The organism is Martinezella lusitana, from assembly GCF_900094565.1.
Classification (GTDB): domain Bacteria; phylum Pseudomonadota; class Alphaproteobacteria; order Rhizobiales; family Rhizobiaceae; genus Rhizobium; species Rhizobium lusitanum.
This window is the reverse complement of the sequence record NZ_FMAF01000054.1, coordinates 1-21,153: the sequence shown is the minus strand read 5'-3', so window position 1 is coordinate 21,153 and position 21,153 is coordinate 1. Positions and strand designations below refer to the sequence as shown.

Annotated in this window: 18 protein-coding genes and 1 tRNA gene; 18 read left to right on the top strand and 1 reads right to left on the bottom strand. The window is 59.0% G+C overall.

Annotated features, from left to right (window positions below):
- The 14 genes from GA0061101_RS37385 to rpoC form a co-directional block, all read left to right on the top strand.
- Positions 1-306: elongation factor Tu (locus GA0061101_RS37385; protein WP_483426005.1), on the top strand; the 306-nt coding region annotated here is incomplete at its 5' end.
- Between the two features lie 70 nt (positions 307-376).
- Positions 377-886 carry an ATP-binding protein gene (locus GA0061101_RS37380; RefSeq protein ID WP_092577624.1) on the top strand — a complete coding sequence of 170 codons (510 nt, stop codon included), beginning with the start codon at positions 377-379 and terminating at the stop codon, positions 884-886.
- A gap of 139 nt (positions 887-1,025) precedes the next feature.
- Positions 1,026-1,919, top strand: a complete 894-nt coding sequence (locus tag GA0061101_RS37375; RefSeq protein ID WP_092577621.1) for an NAD-dependent epimerase/dehydratase family protein — start codon at positions 1,026-1,028, stop codon at positions 1,917-1,919.
- Positions 1,920-2,245: 326 nt separating this feature from the next.
- A complete protein-coding gene (locus tag GA0061101_RS37370; RefSeq protein ID WP_037201288.1) occupies positions 2,246-2,932 on the top strand; it encodes a glycosyltransferase family protein in 687 nt (228 codons plus the stop codon).
- Between the two features lie 29 nt (positions 2,933-2,961).
- A complete protein-coding gene (locus GA0061101_RS37365; protein WP_047562192.1) occupies positions 2,962-3,813 on the top strand; it encodes a hypothetical protein in 852 nt (283 codons plus the stop codon).
- 214 nt (positions 3,814-4,027) lie between these two features.
- Positions 4,028-4,103, top strand: a tRNA-Trp gene (locus GA0061101_RS37360).
- Positions 4,104-4,301: 198 nt separating this feature from the next.
- Positions 4,302-4,502, top strand: a complete 201-nt coding sequence (secE, locus tag GA0061101_RS37355) for a preprotein translocase subunit SecE (protein WP_034513461.1) — start codon at positions 4,302-4,304, stop codon at positions 4,500-4,502.
- 18 nt (positions 4,503-4,520) lie between these two features.
- Complete coding sequence (gene nusG / locus GA0061101_RS37350) at positions 4,521-5,051, top strand: transcription termination/antitermination protein NusG (protein ID WP_034513460.1); 531 nt, start codon at positions 4,521-4,523, stop codon at positions 5,049-5,051.
- Positions 5,052-5,263: 212 nt separating this feature from the next.
- Entirely contained in the window at positions 5,264-5,695 is a 432-nt protein-coding gene (gene rplK, locus GA0061101_RS37345) for a 50S ribosomal protein L11 (RefSeq protein WP_037201287.1), read from the top strand.
- A 4-nt stretch (positions 5,696-5,699) separates the two neighbouring features.
- Positions 5,700-6,398, top strand: coding sequence for a 50S ribosomal protein L1 (rplA, locus tag GA0061101_RS37340; RefSeq protein ID WP_037201285.1), 699 nt, complete (start codon positions 5,700-5,702; stop codon positions 6,396-6,398).
- A 329-nt stretch (positions 6,399-6,727) separates the two neighbouring features.
- Positions 6,728-7,246, top strand: a complete 519-nt coding sequence (rplJ, locus tag GA0061101_RS37335) for a 50S ribosomal protein L10 (protein ID WP_034513455.1) — start codon at positions 6,728-6,730, stop codon at positions 7,244-7,246.
- A gap of 58 nt (positions 7,247-7,304) precedes the next feature.
- Positions 7,305-7,682: a 50S ribosomal protein L7/L12 gene (gene rplL, locus GA0061101_RS37330; protein WP_034486692.1), complete on the top strand. Its 378-nt coding sequence runs from the start codon at positions 7,305-7,307 to the stop codon at positions 7,680-7,682.
- 263 nt (positions 7,683-7,945) lie between these two features.
- On the top strand, positions 7,946-12,088 hold the full coding sequence (gene rpoB, locus GA0061101_RS37325) for a DNA-directed RNA polymerase subunit beta (RefSeq protein ID WP_037201284.1): 4,143 nt from the start codon (positions 7,946-7,948) through the stop codon (positions 12,086-12,088).
- A gap of 190 nt (positions 12,089-12,278) precedes the next feature.
- Positions 12,279-16,490 carry a DNA-directed RNA polymerase subunit beta' gene (gene rpoC, locus GA0061101_RS37320; protein WP_037201282.1) on the top strand — a complete coding sequence of 1,404 codons (4,212 nt, stop codon included), beginning with the start codon at positions 12,279-12,281 and terminating at the stop codon, positions 16,488-16,490.
- Between the two features lie 119 nt (positions 16,491-16,609).
- Here rpoC and GA0061101_RS37315 read toward each other — a convergent pair whose 3' ends face one another.
- On the bottom strand, positions 16,610-16,903 hold the full coding sequence (locus GA0061101_RS37315) for a hypothetical protein (RefSeq protein WP_047562197.1): 294 nt from the start codon (positions 16,901-16,903) through the stop codon (positions 16,610-16,612).
- Positions 16,904-17,411: 508 nt separating this feature from the next.
- Here GA0061101_RS37315 and rpsL point away from each other — a divergent pair.
- The 4 genes from rpsL to GA0061101_RS37295 form a co-directional block, all read left to right on the top strand.
- Complete coding sequence (rpsL, locus tag GA0061101_RS37310) at positions 17,412-17,783, top strand: 30S ribosomal protein S12 (RefSeq protein ID WP_003507760.1); 372 nt, start codon at positions 17,412-17,414, stop codon at positions 17,781-17,783.
- A 79-nt stretch (positions 17,784-17,862) separates the two neighbouring features.
- Positions 17,863-18,333: a 30S ribosomal protein S7 gene (gene rpsG, locus GA0061101_RS37305; protein WP_034513449.1), complete on the top strand. Its 471-nt coding sequence runs from the start codon at positions 17,863-17,865 to the stop codon at positions 18,331-18,333.
- 30 nt (positions 18,334-18,363) lie between these two features.
- Positions 18,364-20,463: an elongation factor G gene (gene fusA / locus GA0061101_RS37300; RefSeq protein WP_037201277.1), complete on the top strand. Its 2,100-nt coding sequence runs from the start codon at positions 18,364-18,366 to the stop codon at positions 20,461-20,463.
- 67 nt (positions 20,464-20,530) lie between these two features.
- The coding region (locus GA0061101_RS37295; protein ID WP_141694180.1) for a GTP-binding protein at positions 20,531-21,153 on the top strand (623 nt) is incomplete at its 3' end.

Here is a 21,153-nt window from a genome sequence, read left to right as displayed (position 1 = left end):
TGCAAGCCGGGTTCTGTGAAGCCGCACAAGAAGTTCATGGCCGAAGCGTACATCCTGACGAAGGAAGAAGGCGGCCGTCATACGCCGTTCTTCACGAACTACCGTCCGCAGTTCTACTTCCGCACGACGGATGTCACCGGCATCGTGACGCTTCCGGAAGGCACGGAAATGGTCATGCCGGGCGACAACGTCACGGTTGCCGTTGAGCTGATCGTGCCGATCGCGATGGAAGAAAAGCTGCGCTTCGCCATCCGCGAAGGCGGCCGTACCGTCGGCGCAGGCATCGTCGCGTCCATCGTCGAATAATCCTCGGATTATTCCTTTATAAGAAGGCCCCGCTGGAAACAGCGGGGCCTTTTGCATTGGGGCAAGTGCCATGGGATTGATCATTCTGACGGGCGCCTCGGGTTCGGGCAAGACGACGATCGCGCAGGCGATAGCGAAGAATCATGCGCTTGAGGTGACCGTCCATCATTTCGACAGCATCGGCGTCCCCGCACTTGACGTCATGATCCAAGATCATGGCTCGCCGGAGGCCTGGCAGCGCGCCAAAACCATGGAGTGGCTGGCGCGTCTTGCCCCACATGTCCGGAGGGGTGAGGCGGCGCTGCTCGAGGGACAGATGCGGATGTCCTTCGTCATTGAAGCTGTCGCGGCAGCAAAGATCAATGAATACAAACTGTTATTGGTCGATTGCGACGATGCGGCGAGAACGCATCGGTTGACGATGGAGCGCGGCCAGCCAGAGCTGGCCAATGCGGAGATGATGAACTGGGCAACCTATCTGCGCAATGAAGCGTTGACGCAAGGCTGCGGGATTCTCGATACCAGTCGCCTTTCGATCGAGCAGAGTGCCGCGCGGGTTTTGCAGCATCTGCACGGGTAATGCGGCCAGTCACCGACCGGTGACGAGCGGCGCTATTCACCGCAAGCACGTCGGTCAAGTGATTCCAACTGCCGCACCTGCCTTGCGAAACAGCCGAAAAGGTCTACCTATCGCTAGGATTTTATCCGGAGGAGATTTCATGAAGAAGCGCATTCTGTTTACTGGCGGCAGCGGCAAGGCCGGACGCCACACCGTGCCCTGGCTGGTCGAGGCCGGCTACGAAGTCCACAACGTCGATCTCGTGCCGCTGAACAGCCCCGGCGTCACCAATCTGCAGGCCGATGTCACCGATGCGGGACAAGTCTATAACGTCTTGACCATGCATCGGGATTTCCCCGATCTCGATCAGGGCAGGGGCGTGCAGCCCTTCGATGCCGTCGTGCATTTCGCAGCCGTCCCGCGCATCTTGCTGAAGCCCGACAACGAGACGTTCCGCATCAACACGATGAGCACTTATAACGTCATCGAGGCGGCGGCGAAGCTCGGCGTGAAGAAGATCATCGTTGCGTCAAGCGAAACGACCTACGGCGTCTGCTTCGCCGAAGGCCATCGCGATTTCCATCAGTTCCCGCTGGAGGAGGACTATGACGTCAATCCGATGGATTCCTATGGCCTGTCCAAGGTTCTGAATGAAAAGACGGCGCGGGCCTTCGCCGAGCGCTTCGGCATCGACATCTATGCGCTGCGCATCGGCAACGTCATCGAGCCCCACGAATATGAGCGCTTCCCGGAATATTTCGCCGACAGCGGGATCCGCAAGCGCATCGCCTGGAGCTATATCGACGCCCGCGATCTCGGCCAGATCGTTCACCTCTGCATCGAAAAAAGCGGCCTGGGCTTCCAGGTATTCAACGCCGCCAACGACACGGTTTCAGCCAACACGCCCTCGCGCGAACTCGCCGCCAGGCACTATCCGAACGTGCCTTTCACCCGTGAGATCGGCGAATATGAAGGCTTGCTTTCCAACCGCAAGATCCGCGAAGTCCTCGGTTTCAAGGAAGAGCACGACTGGCGGCGATATGTGAAGGTCTGAAGCTGCGTGACCTCCGAATAGGGCCGGGCGCTCTCGCGGTGCCCGGCTGAGGCGTCGACCAAGTACGAAGCCTCTCCATTTGTTACGCAGCATAACCAAAAATGCTTCCGCAAACACTCGACAAATATCCCCGTTTATTTAAGTAGGGTTGCGTATGCTGGGTATCTCCTGGAGATTGCAGCGGGAGGTACGGCATATTCGCGCCCCTGTTTCGAACGAACATCCCCCGGCCCTGGTGCTTTGCGGATGGAATCGCGGCAGTTTGCGTCGCTACGAAAAATGGTTTGCCGGCTGGCTCTCAAGGGGTCAGCCGTTTCGGAGGTGTCATGAAGGATAGTGTTGCACGTATTTTTGTCGGTTTCGATTCCAAGGAGGTCGTGGCCTATCACGTCCTCGCCCAGAGCATCATCGAGCGGTCCTCGATCCCGGTGGTATTCTCGCCGATCGTGCTCAACAATCTGAGCGGCATTTTCACGCGCGAGCGTAATGCGCTGCAGTCGACCGAGTTTTCCTTCTCGCGCTTCCTGGTGCCCTACCTCAGCGACTATGAGGGCTGGAGCATCTTCATGGATTGCGACATGCTGGCCCGCACCGATATCGCCGAACTCTGGGCGCTGCGCGACGATCGCTATGCGGCCATGTGCGTCAAGCACGATTACCAGCCGAAGATCGAAACCAAGTTCCTCGGCCAGACGCAGACCAAGTACGCGAAGAAGAACTGGTCGAGCATGATCCTGTTCAACAATGCCAAGTGCAAGGCATTGACGAAGGACTTCGTCAACACGGCCACCGGCCTTGAGCTCCATCAATTCAAGTGGCTGGAAAGCGACGACCAGATCGGTGAGGTGCCGGTGACCTGGAATTATCTCGTCAATGAATATGACTACCGCGAGGATGCCAAGCTGGTGCATTTCACCGACGGCGGCCCGTATTTCGACGAATACCGCAACGACGATTACGCCGAGGAATGGTTTGCCATGCGTGAGCGTATGCTGCACGTACAGCAGAAGTGAGCGAGTTGAGGCAAGAGCCGACAGGGGCCGTGGATGCCGGCCTCCCGGCCGCGGGCTCCGCGGCTGGCCTGAACAGCGCCGACGAATGGCGCCCCCTGCTGGCGGCTTATTCTCATATCGTGCTGGTCGCCAACAGCGACGCGGTCGACATGGGAAGCCTGCAGGCGCAGTTTCCGCCGACAGCGCTCTTCGTCTTCTTCAATAAGGTCTACAAGGTCCTGGACCGTCCTTTCCCCGGGCACTCGCTGCTGATCTCGCGCGGCCAGCCGCGCGGTGCCAATATCGTCTATCGGGGCGAGGTGGGCGAGGTCGTCAAATTCTTCCCGAAGGAATATTTCCTCGGCATCATGAACATCCGCCTCGGCCCGGAGGAGAAGCTCAATCCGGCCGCCGACTTTCAGGGCGCGCCGACAGGCCATCTCGATCTGGTCGGTTTCTGCTCCGATTTCTATACGGAAGGCAAGACCCCGACCAGCGGTTTCGCCATGGCGCTATGGCTCAGCGATTTGAAGCTACCCGGAGCCATCGTTCTTGCCGGTTTTTCGGCGAGGCGTAGCCAGAAGTGGAGGGTGGTCTCCGCCCATGACTGGACCTTCGAGCAAACCTTCCTGCGCCTCTTCGCGCGTCTCGGGAAGATCACCATTCATGGCGGCGTTTCCCTTAATCCCTATATCAGGCTGGCCGAACGTTTTTCCGAAATACCATCGGCTGAGATTTCGCTGGCCGCCGCGGAAGTGCTGTCCGAGCGATTGGGCAACGCGGATGCGGAAGTGGACAAGCTGATTTCGCTGACCAATGTGATTCGTTCGACGGATAATTTCCTGCGCCGTCTCAGGCCAAAATTTCTGAAGCGGAAGCCGAAGGGTTCGCCTGGGGAGTAGCGGCGCAGCGAGAGGCGCCTTTTCGGCGCCTTCCGCAATGGTTCTGCGCGGCGGCGCTATTGACCGTGCTGGGCTGCATGCCGCGAAGCTGCGGGCTCGATTGGGAAAAAGCGAAAAACGCTCTTGCCAATCGTTTCGTCCCGTCTTAAAGGGAGCGCCATGTCTTCGAACTGCTCAGGCGGTCCACCGCTTGATGTAAATACTCGAAGAATGAAGGGGTATAGCTCAGTTGGTAGAGCGGCGGTCTCCAAAACCGCAGGTCGTAGGTTCGAGCCCTGCTGCCCCTGCCACTTTCCTTTGATTTGATTGGCGCGGTTATTTCGCTGCTTTTCAAGTTGAGGGAGCATGCCGTTTTGACGGCAAATTTTCGAAAACACTGGATTGCCTCTTGTTAAATTGGGAATCGGTGTTTATGTAGGGTTCAACAGACACGCGGTGCGTGGGGCTGATATGTTCAGCTTTACGCGCCGTAATTGCGTGGGCAGTCAATGGCATCCAAAACGAATCCACTAGCGTTTCTGCAGCAAGTTCGCTCCGAGACGTCGAAAATCACTTGGCCATCACGCCGTGAGACGATGATCTCGACGGTGATGGTACTTGTCATGGTTGTTTTCGCCTCGTTGTTTTTCTTTGCTGCCGACCAGCTCATTGGCTGGATACTCAGCTATGTGCTGAATACCGGCAACTGATATCGGGTGGAGATGAACATGGCGGCACGTTGGTACATCGTTCACGCTTATTCTAATTTTGAAAAGAAAGTGGCTGAATCCATCGAGGAGAAAGCCAGGCAGAAGGGTCTCGGGCATCTGTTCGAACGGATCCTCGTGCCGACTGAAAAGGTCGTCGAAGTGCGTCGCGGTCGCAAGGTCGATAGCGAGCGTAAGTTTTTCCCGGGTTATGTGCTGGTTCGCGCCAACCTGACGGATGAAGCTTACCACCTGATCAAGAATACGCCGAAGGTCACTGGCTTCCTGGGCTCCGACAATAAACCCGTTCCGATTCCGGATTATGAAGCCGAGCGCATTCTCGGTCAGGTCCAGGAAGGCGTCGAGCGGCCGAAGGCTTCGGTATCCTTCGAGATCGGCGAGCAGGTCCGCGTTTCCGATGGTCCGTTCGCCTCGTTCAACGGCACGGTTCAGGATGTGGACGAAGAGCGTTCGCGCCTGAAGGTGGAGGTCTCGATCTTCGGCCGCGCTACGCCGGTCGAGCTGGAATACAGTCAGGTCGAGAAGGTTTGATCGTTTCCGTCCGGAAAGATCAGTTTGATTGCTGATCTTTCCAATGAGTTTGGATATAAGTAAATGCTTACTTATATCTCGCGGCGCAGCCGCAATCCGCGTGGAAGGGTGGGGCCTTAGCCAGGTCTTTAATCCGCACCACGCAACCGCAGCCGCCGGAGCGATCCGGCATCGTGGGCCGGGAGACCGGCCATTCAGAAAGGCAGAGAGAAATGGCTAAGAAAGTTGCAGGCCAGCTCAAGCTGCAGGTTAAGGCCGGCTCGGCGAATCCGTCGCCGCCGATCGGTCCTGCGCTTGGTCAGCGTGGCATTAACATCATGGAATTCTGCAAGGCGTTCAATGCCGCCACGCAGGAAATGGAAAAGGGTATGCCGATCCCGGTCGTCATCACCTACTACCAGGACAAGTCCTTTACCTTCATCATGAAGCAGCCGCCGGTCAGCTACTTCCTGAAGAAGGAAGCAAAGATCCAGTCCGGCTCGAAGACCCCGGGCAAGGGCGCCAAGGCTGGCACTTTGACCAAGGCTCAGGTGAAGTCTATCGCCGAAGCCAAGATGAAGGATCTGAACGCCGCCGATATCGAAGGCGCAATGGCCATGATCGAGGGCTCCGCCCGCGCCATGGGCCTGGAAGTGGTGGGTTGAGACCATGGTAGCAAAGCGTATTCAAAAGACTCGTGAAGGCGTTGATCCGACCAAGCTTTATGCTCTGGATCTGGCCATCAACATGGTCAAGGAACGTGCCGTCGCCAAGTTCGACGAAACCGTCGAAATCGCGATGAACCTCGGCGTTGACCCGCGTCACGCCGACCAGATGGTTCGCGGCGTCGTCAACCTGCCGAACGGCACGGGCCGCACGGTTCGCGTTGCCGTCTTCGCTCGTGGCGTCAAGGCTGATGAAGCCAAGGCTGCAGGCGCTGACATCGTCGGCGCGGAAGACCTGGTCGAAATCGTTCAGGGCGGCAAGATCGACTTCGATCGTTGCATCGCGACCCCGGACATGATGCCGCTCGTCGGCCGTCTCGGTAAGGTTCTCGGCCCGCGCGGCATGATGCCGAACCCGAAGGTCGGTACCGTCACGATGGACGTAAAGTCTGCCGTCGAAGCTTCCAAGGGTGGCGCTGTCGAGTTCCGCGTCGAGAAGGCTGGTATTGTCCATGCCGGCATCGGCAAGGCTTCCTTCGACGCCAAGGCTCTGGAAGAAAACATCCGCGCCTTCGCCGACGCCGTCATCAAGGCAAAGCCGGCTGGCGCCAAGGGCAACTACCTGAAGCGCGTAGCGATCTCCTCGACCATGGGTCCGGGTGTCAAGATCGAGCTGTCGACGGTTACGGCGCCGAGCGCCTGATGATTATGCCGGGCATCTTGCCCGGCACTCAAGAATTCCCGGCCTTTCGGGGCCGGGATTTCCGGAGAAATCCGGAATTCCTGTCCGAGATTGCAGGTGGTTATCCCTTAATCACTTAAGCCTGCATGAGACGGGTAAGACCCGAATTTTGAAGAAGCCTTGCTTCGATGAACTCGGTTCGAGCCTTGGATGCCTTGTGCCTTGGAGCCGTCAGGCTCGAGCGCGAGGGGACAGGATCCTCAAGCGTCGCTTGGGATCTACTTGATCCCATGAGGCAAAAGGCAACCCGGCAGGTCCGTTAACCCGGTCCTGTCAACTGGAGAAAAGCAGTGGAAAGAGCGGAAAAACGCGAATTCGTCACGGAACTGAACGAAGTCTTCAAGGCTTCGGGCTCAGTTGTCGTGGCCCACTATGCTGGTGCTACAGTCGCTCAGATGAACGATTTTCGTTCGAAGATGCGCGCTGCTGGCGGCACTATCAAAGTCGCGAAGAACCGCCTGGCCAAAATTGCTCTTCAGGGCACGGACGCGGAAGGGATTTCCGATCTCTTCACCGGTCAGACGCTGATAGCATACAGCACTGATCCGATTACCGCTCCGAAGGTCGTCGTGGATTTCGCCAAGGGCAACGATAAGATCGTTGTCTTGGGCGGCGCCATGGGAACAACAACGCTCAACCCCGAAGGTGTGAAGTCGCTCGCGACCCTGCCTTCGCTGGACGAGCTGCGCGCGAAGCTGCTGGGCATGATCCAGACTCCGGCTACCCGCATCGCAGGTGTTGTTGCAGCGCCGGCAAGTCAGCTTGCTCGCGTGTTCTCGGCCTACGCCAAGAAGGACGAAGCCGCGTAAGGCGGTTTTTCGCTGTTCATAATCAACCAGTTCGAACCGAACAAAAGGAACTACAAAAATGGCTGATCTCGCAAAGATCGTAGACGACCTCTCGTCGCTGACCGTTCTCGAAGCCGCAGAACTGTCCAAGCTTCTCGAAGAAAAGTGGGGCGTTTCCGCCGCTGCTCCGGTAGCTGTTGCTGCCGCTGGTGGTGCTGCCGCTGCTGCTGTCGTTGAAGAAGAAAAGACCGAATTCGACGCCATCCTCACGGATGTTGGCGCGAACAAGATCAACGTCATCAAGGAAGTCCGCGCTATCACCGGCCTCGGCCTCAAGGAAGCTAAGGACCTCGTCGAAGCTGCTCCGAAGGCTGTCAAGGAAGGCGTTTCCAAGGCTGAAGCCGCTGACATCAAGAAGAAGCTCGAAGACGCCGGCGCAAAGGTCGACGTCAAGTAAGCTTGAAACTGCTTTGGGAGGTGGCTTTTTGCCGCCTCCCATTTGCCGTTTTTCTGAACGAATTACCCAAAAGCCGCAGGCAAACCGGCTTTTGGGTAATGGGTTCTTCAAGAGGATGGTCTCAAATCGAACCGCGACGCAATCCGTGCCGAGCGGTTTTCGATTAGTTAGACGAGATTGGACTACTCATTGATTGATGGGATCGCCTGGCCAGCGGTTCCCATCCGTTGCAGGCCCGGGTGCAGGATTTTAAAGGAGCGACGATGGCTCAGACCCTTTCGTTCAATGGGCGCAGGCGCGTACGCAAGTTTTTTGGTAAGATTCCCGAAGTCGCAGAGATGCCGAACCTCATCGAGGTTCAGAAGGCGTCCTACGATCAGTTTCTGATGGTCGAAGAGCCGAAGGGCGGCCGCCCGGACGAAGGTCTTCAGGCCGTTTTCAGGTCGGTTTTCCCGATCACCGATTTCTCCGGCGCTTCGATGCTGGAGTTCGTATCGTATGAATTCGAACCGCCGAAGTTCGACGTCGACGAGTGCCGCCAGCGCGACCTGACCTATGCCGCGCCGCTGAAGGTCACTCTCCGTCTGATCGTGTTCGATATCGATGAGGATACGGGCGCGAAGTCCATCAAGGACATCAAGGAACAGAGCGTCTACATGGGCGACATGCCGCTCATGACGAACAACGGTACCTTCATCGTCAACGGTACCGAGCGCGTGATCGTATCGCAGATGCACCGTTCGCCGGGCGTCTTCTTCGATCACGACAAGGGCAAGAGCCATTCTTCCGGCAAGCTGCTCTTTGCCGCCCGCGTCATCCCGTATCGCGGTTCCTGGCTCGACATCGAATTCGACGCCAAGGACATCGTCTACGCCCGTATCGACCGCCGCCGCAAGATTCCGGTGACGTCGCTGCTGATGGCGCTCGGCATGGATGGCGAAGAAATCCTGTCGACCTTCTATACGAAGTCGCTCTACCAGCGCTCCGGCGATGGCTGGCGCATTCCCTTCAACGCGGAAACGCTGAAGGGCGCCAAGACCGTTACCGACATGATCGACGCCGACACCGGCGAAGTCGTGGTCGAAGGCGGCAAGAAGCTGACCCCGCGTCTGCTGCGTCAGCTACAGGACAAGGGCCTCAAGGCCCTGAAGGCGACGGACGAAGAGCTGTACGGTCTGTTCCTGGCGGAGGATATCGTCAACCTTCGGACCGGTGAGATCTATCTCGAAGCCGGCGACGAAATCGACGAGAAGACCCTGCCGGTCATCCTGAAGGCTGGTTTCGAAGAAATTCCGGTTCTCGGCATCGACCATATCAATGTCGGCGCCTACATCCGCAATACGCTGTCTGCCGACAAGAACGAGAACCGTCAGGACGCTCTGTTCGACATCTATCGCGTCATGCGCCCGGGTGAGCCGCCGACCATGGAGTCGGCCGAAGCCATGTTCAACTCGCTGTTCTTCGATGCGGAGCGTTACGATCTCTCCGCCGTCGGCCGCGTCAAGATGAACATGCGCCTCGACCTCGACGTTGCCGACACCGTTCGCGTCCTGCGCAAGGACGACATCCTGGCCGTGGTCAAGATGCTGGTCGAATTGCGCGACGGCAAGGGCGAAATCGACGACATCGACAACCTCGGCAACCGCCGCGTCCGTTCGGTCGGCGAGCTGATGGAGAACCAGTACCGTCTCGGCCTGCTGCGCATGGAGCGTGCGATCAAGGAACGTATGTCCTCGATCGAAATCGACACGGTCATGCCGCAGGATCTGATCAACGCGAAGCCGGCGGCTGCCGCCGTTCGCGAATTCTTCGGTTCCTCGCAGCTGTCGCAGTTCATGGACCAGGTGAACCCGCTTTCGGAAATCACCCACAAGCGCCGTCTTTCGGCTCTTGGCCCGGGCGGTCTGACCCGCGAGCGCGCCGGCTTCGAAGTCCGCGACGTGCATCCGACGCACTACGGTCGTATTTGCCCGATCGAAACGCCGGAAGGTCCGAACATCGGCCTCATCAATTCGCTGGCGACATTCGCCCGCGTCAACAAGTACGGCTTCATCGAAAGCCCTTATCGCCGCATCATCGACGGTAAGGTGACCAACGACGTGCTCTACCTCTCCGCCATGGAAGAGGCGAAGTACTACGTTGCCCAGGCCAATGCCGAACTCGACGCTGAAGGTTCCTTCATCGAAGAATTCGTCGTTTGCCGTCATGCCGGCGAAGTCATGCTCGCTCCGCGCGACAACATCAACCTGATGGACGTCTCGCCGAAGCAGCTGGTTTCGGTTGCAGCCGCGCTGATCCCGTTCCTGGAAAACGACGACGCCAACCGTGCTCTCATGGGCTCGAACATGCAGCGTCAGGCCGTGCCGCTCTTGCGCGCCGAAGCTCCGTTCGTCGGCACCGGCATGGAGCCGGTCGTCGCGCGTGACTCGGGTGCTGCCATCGGCGCTCGCCGCGGCGGTGTGGTCGACCAGGTCGACGCGACGCGTATCGTTATCCGCGCCACGGAAGATCTCGATCCGTCGAAGTCCGGCGTCGATATCTATCGCCTGATGAAGTTCCAGCGTTCGAACCAGAACACCTGCGTCAACCAGCGCCCGCTGGTCACCGTCGGTGACGTGGTCAACAAGGGCGACATCCTGGCGGACGGTCCCTCGACCGACCTCGGCGATCTGGCGCTCGGCCGTAACGTGCTCGTCGCGTTCATGCCGTGGAACGGCTACAACTACGAAGACTCGATCCTGCTCTCCGAGCGTATCGTTGCCGATGACGTGTTCACCTCCATCCACATCGAGGAATTCGAAGTGATGGCGCGCGACACCAAGCTCGGTCCGGAAGAAATCACCCGCGACATTCCGAACGTTTCGGAAGAAGCGCTGAAGAATCTGGACGAAGCCGGCATCGTTTACATCGGCGCCGAAGTCCAGCCGGGCGATATCCTCGTCGGCAAGATCACGCCGAAGGGCGAAAGCCCGATGACGCCGGAAGAAAAGCTTCTGCGCGCCATCTTCGGTGAAAAGGCATCCGACGTTCGCGACACTTCCATGCGCATGCCGCCCGGCACCTACGGTACGGTCGTCGAAGTTCGCGTCTTCAACCGCCACGGCGTTGAGAAGGACGAACGCGCCATGGCGATCGAGCGCGAAGAGATCGAGCGTCTCGCGAAGGACCGCGACGACGAGCAGGCGATCCTTGACCGCAACGTCTACGGCCGCCTGGTCGAAATGCTGCGTGGTCAGGTTGCTCTTGCCGGTCCGAAGGGCTTCAAGAAGGGCACGGAACTGTCGAACGCCGTCGTTTCGGAGTATCCGCGTTCGCAGTGGTGGATGTTCGCCGTCGAGGACGAGAAGGTCCAGGGCGAACTCGAAGCCCTGCGTGGCCAGTACGACGAATCCAAGTCGCGCCTCGAACAGCGCTTCATGGACAAGGTCGAGAAGGTCCAGCGCGGCGATGAAATGCCTCCGGGCGTCATGAAGATGGTCAAGGTCTTCGTCGCTGTGAAGCGCAAGATCCAGCCGGGCGACAAGATGGCCGGTCGTCACGGCAACAAGGGCGTCGTATCGCGTATCGTGCCGGTCGAAGACATGCCGTTCCTCGAAGACGGCACGCATGTCGACATCGTGCTGAACCCGCTCGGCGTTCCCTCGCGCATGAACGTTGGTCAGATCCTCGAGACGCACCTCGGCTGGGCTTGCGCCGGCATGGGTCGTCAGATCGGCGAGCTGATCGAAGCTTACAAGGCGAGCGGCAACATCGAACCTCTGCGCAAGACGATCGACATGGTCGTCGGCGACGGTCCGAAGAGCGACGACGTTCACGAGTATGACGATGCATCGGTTCTGCGTCTGGCCGACCAGTGGAAGCGTGGCGTGTCCATCGCGACCCCGGTCTTCGACGGCGCCGGCGAAGCCGATGTCAACGAGATGCTGGTCATGGCAGGTCTCAAGCAGACCGGCCAGTCGACGCTGTACGACGGTCGTACCGGCGAGCAGTTCGACCGTCAGGTCACGGTTGGCTACATCTACATGCTGAAGCTGAACCACCTTGTCGACGACAAGATCCACGCCCGTTCGATCGGTCCTTACTCGCTCGTCACCCAGCAGCCGTTGGGCGGTAAGGCGCAGTTCGGCGGTCAGCGCTTCGGCGAAATGGAAGTCTGGGCGCTCGAAGCTTACGGTGCAGCCTACACGCTGCAGGAAATGCTCACGGTCAAGTCGGACGACGTGGCCGGCCGCACCAAGGTCTACGAAGCCATTGTCCGTGGCGACGATACCTTCGAGGCGGGCATTCCGGAAAGCTTCAACGTTCTCGTCAAGGAAATGCGTTCGCTGGGTCTCAGCGTCGAGTTGGAAAATTCCAAGATCGACGATCTGCAGACGGCGAACCAGCTTCCGGATGCGGCCGAGTAACAGTCGATAGGGTGCGCGCTGTCCGTCAGCGCGCACCGTTCCAGCCGGCACCCTATTTCGGGTAGCGCCAGGCGGGGACGGTTTCGCCGCATTTTGCGGTTATTGTCGTTTTAACGCGTCAGTCCGGTTCCCGGGAATTTGCCGGCACTGATTGCAGTTCGAGGGCGCTTCGCCCCAAAAGGAGACAGGCATGAACCAAGAGGTCATGAATCTTTTCAATCCGCAGGTGCCTGCACAGAATTTCGATTCCATCCGGATTTCGATCGCATCGCCGGAGAAGATTCTTTCCTGGTCTTATGGCGAGATCAAGAAGCCGGAAACGATCAACTATCGTACGTTCAAGCCGGAACGCGATGGTCTTTTCTGCGCACGAATCTTCGGGCCGATCAAGGATTACGAGTGCCTGTGCGGCAAGTACAAGCGCATGAAGTACAAGGGCATCATCTGCGAAAAGTGCGGCGTCGAAGTCACGCTGTCGCGCGTTCGCCGTGAGCGCATGGGTCATATCGAGCTCGCCGCTCCCGTTGCCCATATCTGGTTCCTGAAGTCGCTGCCGAGCCGCATTTCCACGCTGCTCGACATGACGCTGAAGGATGTCGAGCGCGTCCTCTACTTCGAAAACTACATCGTCACCGAGCCGGGCCTCACCGCCCTTAAGGAGCATCAGCTTCTCTCGGAAGAAGAGTACATGCTCGCCATCGACGAATATGGCGAAGACCAGTTCACCGCCATGATCGGTGCTGAAGCGATCTACGAGATGCTGGCCAGCATGAACCTCGAAAAGATCGCGGGCGACCTGCGTGCCGAGCTTGCCGACACCACGTCGGATCTCAAGCAGAAGAAGCTGATGAAGCGCCTGAAGATCGTCGAGAACTTCATGGAGTCAGGCAATCGTCCGGAATGGATGATCATGAAGGTCGTTCCGGTCATCCCGCCGGACCTGCGCCCGCTGGTTCCGCTGGATGGCGGCCGTTTCGCGACCTCGGATCTGAACGATCTGTATCGCCGCGTCATCAACCGTAACAACCGTCTGAAGCGCCTCATCGAACTGCGCGCTCCGGGCATCATCATCCGCAACGAAAAGCGCATGCTGCAGGAATCTGTCGATGCGCTGTTCGACAACGGCCGTCGCGGCCGCGTCATTACCGGCGCCAACAAGCGTCCGCTGAAGTCGCTGTCCGACATGCTCAAGGGCAAGCAGGGCCGCTTCCGCCAGAACCTGCTCGGCAAGCGCGTCGACTATTCCGGCCGTTCGGTCATCGTAACCGGTCCGGAATTGAAGCTGCACCAGTGCGGCCTGCCGAAGAAGATGGCGCTCGAGCTGTTCAAGCCGTTCATCTACGCCCGCCTCGACGCGAAGGGTTATTCCTCGACCGTCAAGCAGGCCAAGAAGCTGGTCGAAAAGGAAAAGCCGGAAGTTTGGGATATCCTCGACGAGGTCATCCGCGAGCATCCGGTTCTCTTGAACCGTGCGCCGACGCTGCACCGCCTGGGCATCCAGGCCTTCGAACCCATGCTGGTCGAAGGCAAGGCTATCCAGCTGCACCCGCTCGTCTGCACGGCCTTCAACGCCGACTTCGACGGCGACCAGATGGCCGTTCACGTGCCGCTGTCGCTCGAAGCCCAGCTTGAAGCCCGCGTGCTGATGATGTCGACCAACAACATCCTGCATCCGGCAAACGGCGCGCCGATCATCGTTCCCTCGCAGGACATGGTTCTCGGCCTGTACTACCTGTCGATCCTGAACCAGAACGAGCCGGGCGAAGGCATGGCCTTCTCCGACCTCGGCGAGCTGCACCATGCTCTCGAAAACAAGGTTGTGACGCTGCATTCGAAGATCCGCGGCCGCTTCAAGTCGGTCGACGAAGAGGGTAAGCCCTATTCGAAGATCTACGAAACGACGCCCGGCCGCCTGCTGATCGGCGAGTTGCTGCCGAAGCATGGCAAGGTGACCTTCGACATCTGCAACCAGGAAATGACCAAGAAGAACATCTCCAAGATGATCGACACGGTCTACCGCCATTGCGGCCAGAAGGACACGGTCATTTTCTGCGACCGTATCATGCAGCTCGGTTTCTCCCATGCCTGCCGCGCCGGCATTTCGTTCGGCAAGGACGACATGGTCATTCCGGATACCAAGGTTAAGATCGTCGGTGACACCGAAGCCCTGGTGAAGGAATACGAGCAGCAGTACAATGACGGCCTGATCACCCAGGGCGAAAAGTACAACAAGGTTGTCGACGCCTGGGGCAAGGCCACGGAAAAGGTCGCCGAAGAAATGATGGCCCGCATTAAGGCCGTCGAATTCGACCCGGCGACCGGTCGTCAGAAGCCGATGAACTCGATCTACATGATGAGCCACTCGGGCGCCCGCGGTTCTCCGAACCAGATGCGTCAGTTGGGCGGCATGCGCGGCCTCATGGCCAAGCCGTCGGGCGAAATCATCGAGACGCCGATCATCTCGAACTTCAAGGAAGGCCTGACCGTGAACGAGTACTTCAACTCGACGCACGGTGCCCGTAAGGGTCTTGCTGACACCGCCTTGAAGACCGCGAACTCGGGTTACCTGACCCGCCGTCTCGTCGACGTCGCTCAGGATTGCATTGTCACCCACGTCGATTGCGGTACCGACAAGGGCCTCACCATGACCGCCATCGTCGATGCCGGTCAGGTCGTCGCTTCGATCGGCGCCCGCATCCTCGGCCGCACGGCGCTGGACGATATCGATCATCCGGTCACGGGTGAGCGCATCGTCGATGCCGGCAGGATGATCCTTGAGCCGGATGTCATCGAGATCGAGAAGGCTGGTATCCAGTCGATCCGCATCCGTTCGGCGCTGACCTGCGAAATCCAGACGGGCGTCTGCTCGGTCTGCTACGGCCGCGACCTGGCTCGCGGCACGCCTGTCAATCTCGGTGAAGCTGTCGGCGTCATCGCCGCGCAGTCGATCGGTGAACCGGGCACGCAGCTGACCATGCGTACGTTCCACTTGGGCGGCACGGCCACCGTGGTCGACCAGTCGTTCCTGGAAGCCTCCTACGAGGGCACGGTTCAGATCAAGAACCGCAACATGCTGCGCAACTCCGATGGCAACCTGGTTGCCATGGGCCGCAACATGACGGTCCAGATCCTGGACGAGCGCGGTGTCGAGCGTTCCTCGCAGCGCGTCGCTTACGGCTCGAAGCTCCATGTCGACGATGGCGACAAGGTGAAGCGCGGCCAGCGTCTGGCGGAGTGGGATCCCTATACCCGCCCGATGATGACGGAAGTGGCCGGTACGGTTCACTTCGAAGACGTCATCGACGGTCTTTCGGTTCTCGAAGCAACCGACGAGTCCACAGGCATCACCAAGCGTCAGGTCTTCGACTGGCGTTCGACGCCGCGTGGCTCGGATCTGAAGCCGGCGATCGTCATCAAGGACGCCAGCGGCAATGTTGCCAAGCTGTCGCGCGGCGGTGACGCCCGCTTCCTGCTCTCGGTCGACGCGATCCTGTCGGTCGAGCCGGGCCAGAAGGTGTCGCAGGGTGACGTCCTCGCCCGTTCGCCGCTGGAAAGCGCCAAGACCAAGGACATCACGGGCGGTCTGCCGCGTGTTGCCGAACTGTTCGAGGCTCGTCGTCCGAAGGACCATGCCATCATCGCAGAGATCGATGGTACGATCCGTCTCGGCCGCGATTACAAGAACAAGCGCCGCGTCATCATCGAGCCGGCGGAAGACGGTGTCGAGCCGGTCGAGTACCTGATCCCGAAGGGCAAGCCCTTCCATCTTCAGGATGGCGACTATATCGAAAAGGGTGACTACATCCTCGACGGTAACCCGGCTCCGCACGACATCCTGGCGATCAAGGGCGTGGAGGCTTTGGCTTCCTATCTCGTCAACGAAATCCAGGAAGTCTACCGCTTGCAGGGCGTTGTCATCAACGACAAGCACATCGAAGTGATTGTCCGTCAGATGCTGCAGAAGGTGGAAATCACCGATGCGGGCGACAGCCAGTATATCGTCGGCGACAACGTCGATCGTATCGAGCTGGAGGACGCCAACGACCGCCTGATCGAGGTAGGCAAGAAGCCCGCTTACGGCGATCCGGTTCTGCTCGGCATCACCAAGGCGTCGCTGCAAACGCCGTCCTTCATCTCTGCCGCTTCCTTCCAGGAAACGACGAAGGTACTGACGGAAGCTGCGATCGCCGGCAAGACCGACGGCCTGCAGGGTCTGAAGGAAAACGTCATCGTCGGCCGTCTCATCCCGGCCGGTACCGGCGGCACCATGACCCAGATCCGCCGCATCGCCACGGCTCGCGACGAGCTCATTCTGGAAGAGCGTCGCAAGGGCACGGACGCTGGCGTCGCCACGCCCATGCTTCAGGACATGGCTGGCGAGAAGGCTCCTGCTGCCGAATAAGGGCGGCAAGCCTGCTGGAAATCAAAAGCCGCCCGGAGTGATCCGGGCGGCTTCTCTTTTATTCGGTGATGGAGCGAAAGCGGGGCAGGGCGGTTGCCTGGCCTCCGGAGGACTACCTGTCAGCGGAACCGGATGATCGCCACTTCTCCTTCGAGTGCACCCTGATAGGCCGATGCGTGCGGCTCTTCGTCCGGTACGTCCGTCAGCAGGCCGATTTGGTCGAGGTCGGCTTCGATGAAGCCTTCTTCGGCAAGCGCGTTGAGCGCTTCGCGCACGGCGGAGTCGTCATCAGGCGCTTTCAGCATGACATGGAGGTCGACGCCTTCGCCGCCGTCGGTCTCGTAGCCCTTGCCGATGATGATGAAGACCATGGGGCCGTCGGAATTGTTGTCGTTGTCTGGCGCAGTAATCATGAGTCTTCCTTCGGGGGTGTCGAATCGACCAGGCGATTCCTTTTGGTCGCACGGGTCATCTGATGGAATTGTCTTTCCGTGATTTCTTATAGGGATTTTAACGAAATACCAAAGTCCATCTTGCCGAAGGGGCGGCATTTCCGTATCGAAAGCGCCAAATGGCTGGTTTGCCGGGCCTTTCAGGCCTCTGTGACAAAGATAATTTCTTAACCGGCCTTGACGAAGCGACGGGAAACCAGTAGTACCGCCGCCATCAGGACCCATGTGAGGCATGGCTGTTCGGGGCGACGCGCTCTGGAGTTCACCTCAAACAAGGTTCTAAAACGCACGTTGAAGACACGAATGCTGCACGCAAGACGCCATATCGGCGTCCTCTGCTTTTCTGTGGTCCATCTGCGAAAGCGGATCGGGCCACGTTTTGCGCATTGAGACGATCGTGTGTCGTTGCCGGTGACGGCGATAGTCATGCCCGCAAGGGTGTCGAGATAGATTTATAAGGGATGGTTGAATGCCTACCGTAAACCAGCTGATCCGCAAGCCTCGCCAGGCGCAGGTAAAGCGTAACAAGGTTCCCGCTCTTCAGGAGAACCCGCAGAAGCGCGGCGTTTGCACCCGCGTCTACACGACGACGCCGAAGAAGCCGAACTCGGCTCTGCGTAAGGTCGCAAAGATCCGCCTGACCAACGGCTTCGAAGTCATTGGTTACATTCCGGGTGAAGGTCACAACCTTCAGGAACACTCAGTCGTCATGATCCGTGGCGGCCGCGTTAAGGACCTTCCGGGTGTCCGTTACCACATCATCCGCGGCGTTCTCGATACCCAGGGTGTCAAGAACCGCAAGCAGCGCCGTTCCAAGTACGGTGCAAAGCGTCCGAAGTAATTCGGTTTCAGATAATCCGGTGCTGCGCGAGGTTCTCCGCGTGGTGAAGCGCCGCTAATAGTTGAGAGACGAGAAGTACATGTCCAGACGTCACAGAGCAGAAAAGCGCGAGATCAACCCGGACCCGAAGTTCGGCGATCTGGTCGTCACCAAGTTCATGAATGCCATCATGCTCGACGGCAAGAAGTCCGTGGCTGAAAACATCGTATACGGCGCATTCGACGCCGTGCAGGGCAAGGCAAAGCAGGAGCCGCTCGGCGTGTTCCATCAGGCTTTGGATAACATCGCTCCGCACGTTGAAGTTCGTTCGCGTCGTGTCGGTGGTGCTACCTACCAGGTTCCGGTCGATGTTCGCCCGGAGCGTCGTCAGGCTCTGGCCATTCGCTGGCTGATCGCTGCTGCTCGCAAGCGCAACGAGACCACGATGGTCGACCGCCTCAGCGGCGAACTTCTCGATGCCTCCAACAACCGCGGCGCTGCCGTTAAGAAGCGCGAAGATACGCACAAGATGGCTGATGCCAACCGTGCGTTCTCGCATTATCGCTGGTAATCCCGAACGGTTTCGGAAAGGCAGTCCATTATGGCTCGCGAATATAAGATCGAAGACTACCGCAATTTCGGTATCATGGCGCACATCGACGCCGGTAAGACCACGACCACCGAGCGTATTCTTTACTACACCGGCAAGTCGCACAAGATCGGCGAAGTGCACGATGGTGCCGCCACCATGGACTGGATGGAGCAGGAGCAGGAGCGTGGCATCACGATCACCTCCGCTGCCACCACGACCTACTGGAAGGGCCGTGACGGCAAGACCCGCCGCTTCAACATTATCGACACTCCCGGCCACGTCGACTTCACCATCGAAGTCGAGCGTTCGCTGCGCGTTCTCGACGGCGCCATCGCGCTGCTCGATGCCAACGCCGGCGTTGAGCCGCAGACGGAAACCGTCTGGCGTCAGGCCGAGAAGTATCATGTTCCGCGCATGATCTTCTGCAACAAGATGGACAAGACCGGCGCCGATTTCTATCGCTCGGTCGAGATGATCAAGACCCGCCTCGGCGCTACCGCTGTCGTCATGCAGCTGCCGATCGGTGCTGAAACCGAGTTCAAGGGCGTCATCGACCTGATCGAGATGAACGCTCTCATCTGGCGCGACGAATCGCTCGGCGCTCAGTGGGACGTCGTCGAAATTCCGGAAGACATGAAGGCCAAGGCTGAAGAATATCGCGAAAAGCTGATCGAGACCGTTGTCGAGATCGACGAAGCCGCGACTGAAGCTTACCTCGAAGGCAACCTGCCTGATAACGATCAGATCCGCGCGCTCGTCCGTCGTGGCACGATCGACGTCAAGTTCCATCCGATGTTCTGCGGCACCGCCTTCAAGAACAAGGGTGTTCAGCCGCTGCTCGACGCCGTTGTCGAATACCTGCCGTCGCCGCTCGACATTCCGGCGATCAAGGGCATCGATTTCAAGACCGAGGCCGAGATCGAACGTCACGCTGACGACAGCGAGCCGTTGTCCATGCTGGCATTCAAGATCATGAACGACCCCTTCGTCGGTTCGCTGACCTTCGCCCGCGTCTACTCCGGCAAGCTCGAAAAGGGCGCGTCGGTCATGAATACGGTCAAGGACAAGCGCGAGCGTGTCGGCCGTATGCTACAGATGCACTCGAACTCGCGTGAAGACATCGAAGAAGCCTTCGCTGGCGACATCGTCGCTCTGGCCGGCCTCAAGGAAACCACCACTGGCGATACGCTCTGCGATCCGCTGAAGCCGGTTATCCTCGAGCGCATGGAATTCCCCGAGCCGGTCATCCAGATCGCGATCGAGCCGAAGACCAAGGGCGACCAGGAAAAGATGGGCCTCGCGCTCAACCGCCTGGCTGCAGAAGACCCGTCCTTCCGCGTGAAGACGGACCAGGAATCGGGCCAGACGATCATCGCCGGCATGGGTGAACTTCACCTCGACATTATCGTCGACCGTATGCGTCGTGAATTCAAGGTTGAAGCAACTGTCGGCGCGCCGCAGGTTGCTTACCGCGAAACCATCACGCGTCAGACGGAGAAGGACTACACCCACAAGAAGCAGTCGGGTGGTACCGGTCAGTTCGCTCGCGTCAAGATCGTGTTCGAACCGAACCCGGAAGGCGACGATTTCAAGTTCGAGTCCAAGATCGTCGGCGGTTCCGTTCCGAAGGAATACATCCCCGGCGTTCAGAAGGGCATCGAAAGCGTTCTGTCTTCAGGCCCGCTGGCTGGCTTCCCGATGCTCGGCGTCAAGGCGACGCTCATCGATGGCGCCTTCCACGACGTCGACTCGTCGGTTCTGGCCTTCGAAATCGCCTCGCGTGCTTGCTTCCGTGAAGCAGCCCGCGAAGCCGGCGCTCAGCTCCTCGAGCCGATGATGAAGGTCGAAGTCGTGACACCGGAAGACTACGTCGGCGACGTCATCGGCGACCTGAACTCGCGTCGTGGCCAGATCCAGGGCCAGGAAAGCCGCGGTATCGCTGTTGTCATCAACGCGAACGTCCCGCTGGCAAACATGTTCAAGTATGTCGATAACCTGCGTTCCATGTCTCAGGGCCGTGCACAGTACACGATGACCTTCGATCATTACGCGCCGGTTCCGTCGAACGTCGCACAGGAAATCCAGGCAAAGTATTCCGGTCAGAAGTGACCGGAATACCAATTGACCGATAACAAGAATTGATCCCTTCGGGGACAGGAAAAATGGAGAGCCGAAAATGGCAAAGAGTAAGTTTGAGCGCAATAAGCCGCACGTTAACATTGGTACGATTGGGCACGTTGACCACGGCAAGACGTCTCTGACGGCAGCGATCACGAAGTACTTCGGCGAGTACAAGGCGTATGACCAGATCGACGCTGCGCCGGAAGAAAAGGCACGTGGCATCACGATCTCGACGGCTCACGTCGAATACGAGACGCCGGCCCGTCACTATGCGCACGTCGACTGCCCCGGCCACGCCGACTATGTGAAGAACATGATCACCGGTGCCGCTCAGATGGACGGCGCGATCCTGGTTTGCTCGGCTGCCGACGGCCCGATGCCGCAGACGCGCGAGCACATCCTGCTTGCTCGCCAGGTTGGCGTTCCGGCAATCGTTGTGTTCCTGAACAAGGTCGACCAGGTTGACGACGCCGAGCTTCTGGAGCTGGTCGAGCTCGAAGTTCGCGAACTGCTGTCGTCCTACGACTTCCCGGGCGACGACATTCCGGTGGTCAAGGGTTCGGCTCTGGCAGCACTTGAAGATTCGGACAAGAAGATCGGCGAAGACGCGATCCGCGAGCTGATGGCGGCTGTTGACGCCTACATCCCGACGCCTGAGCGTCCGATCGACCAGCCGTT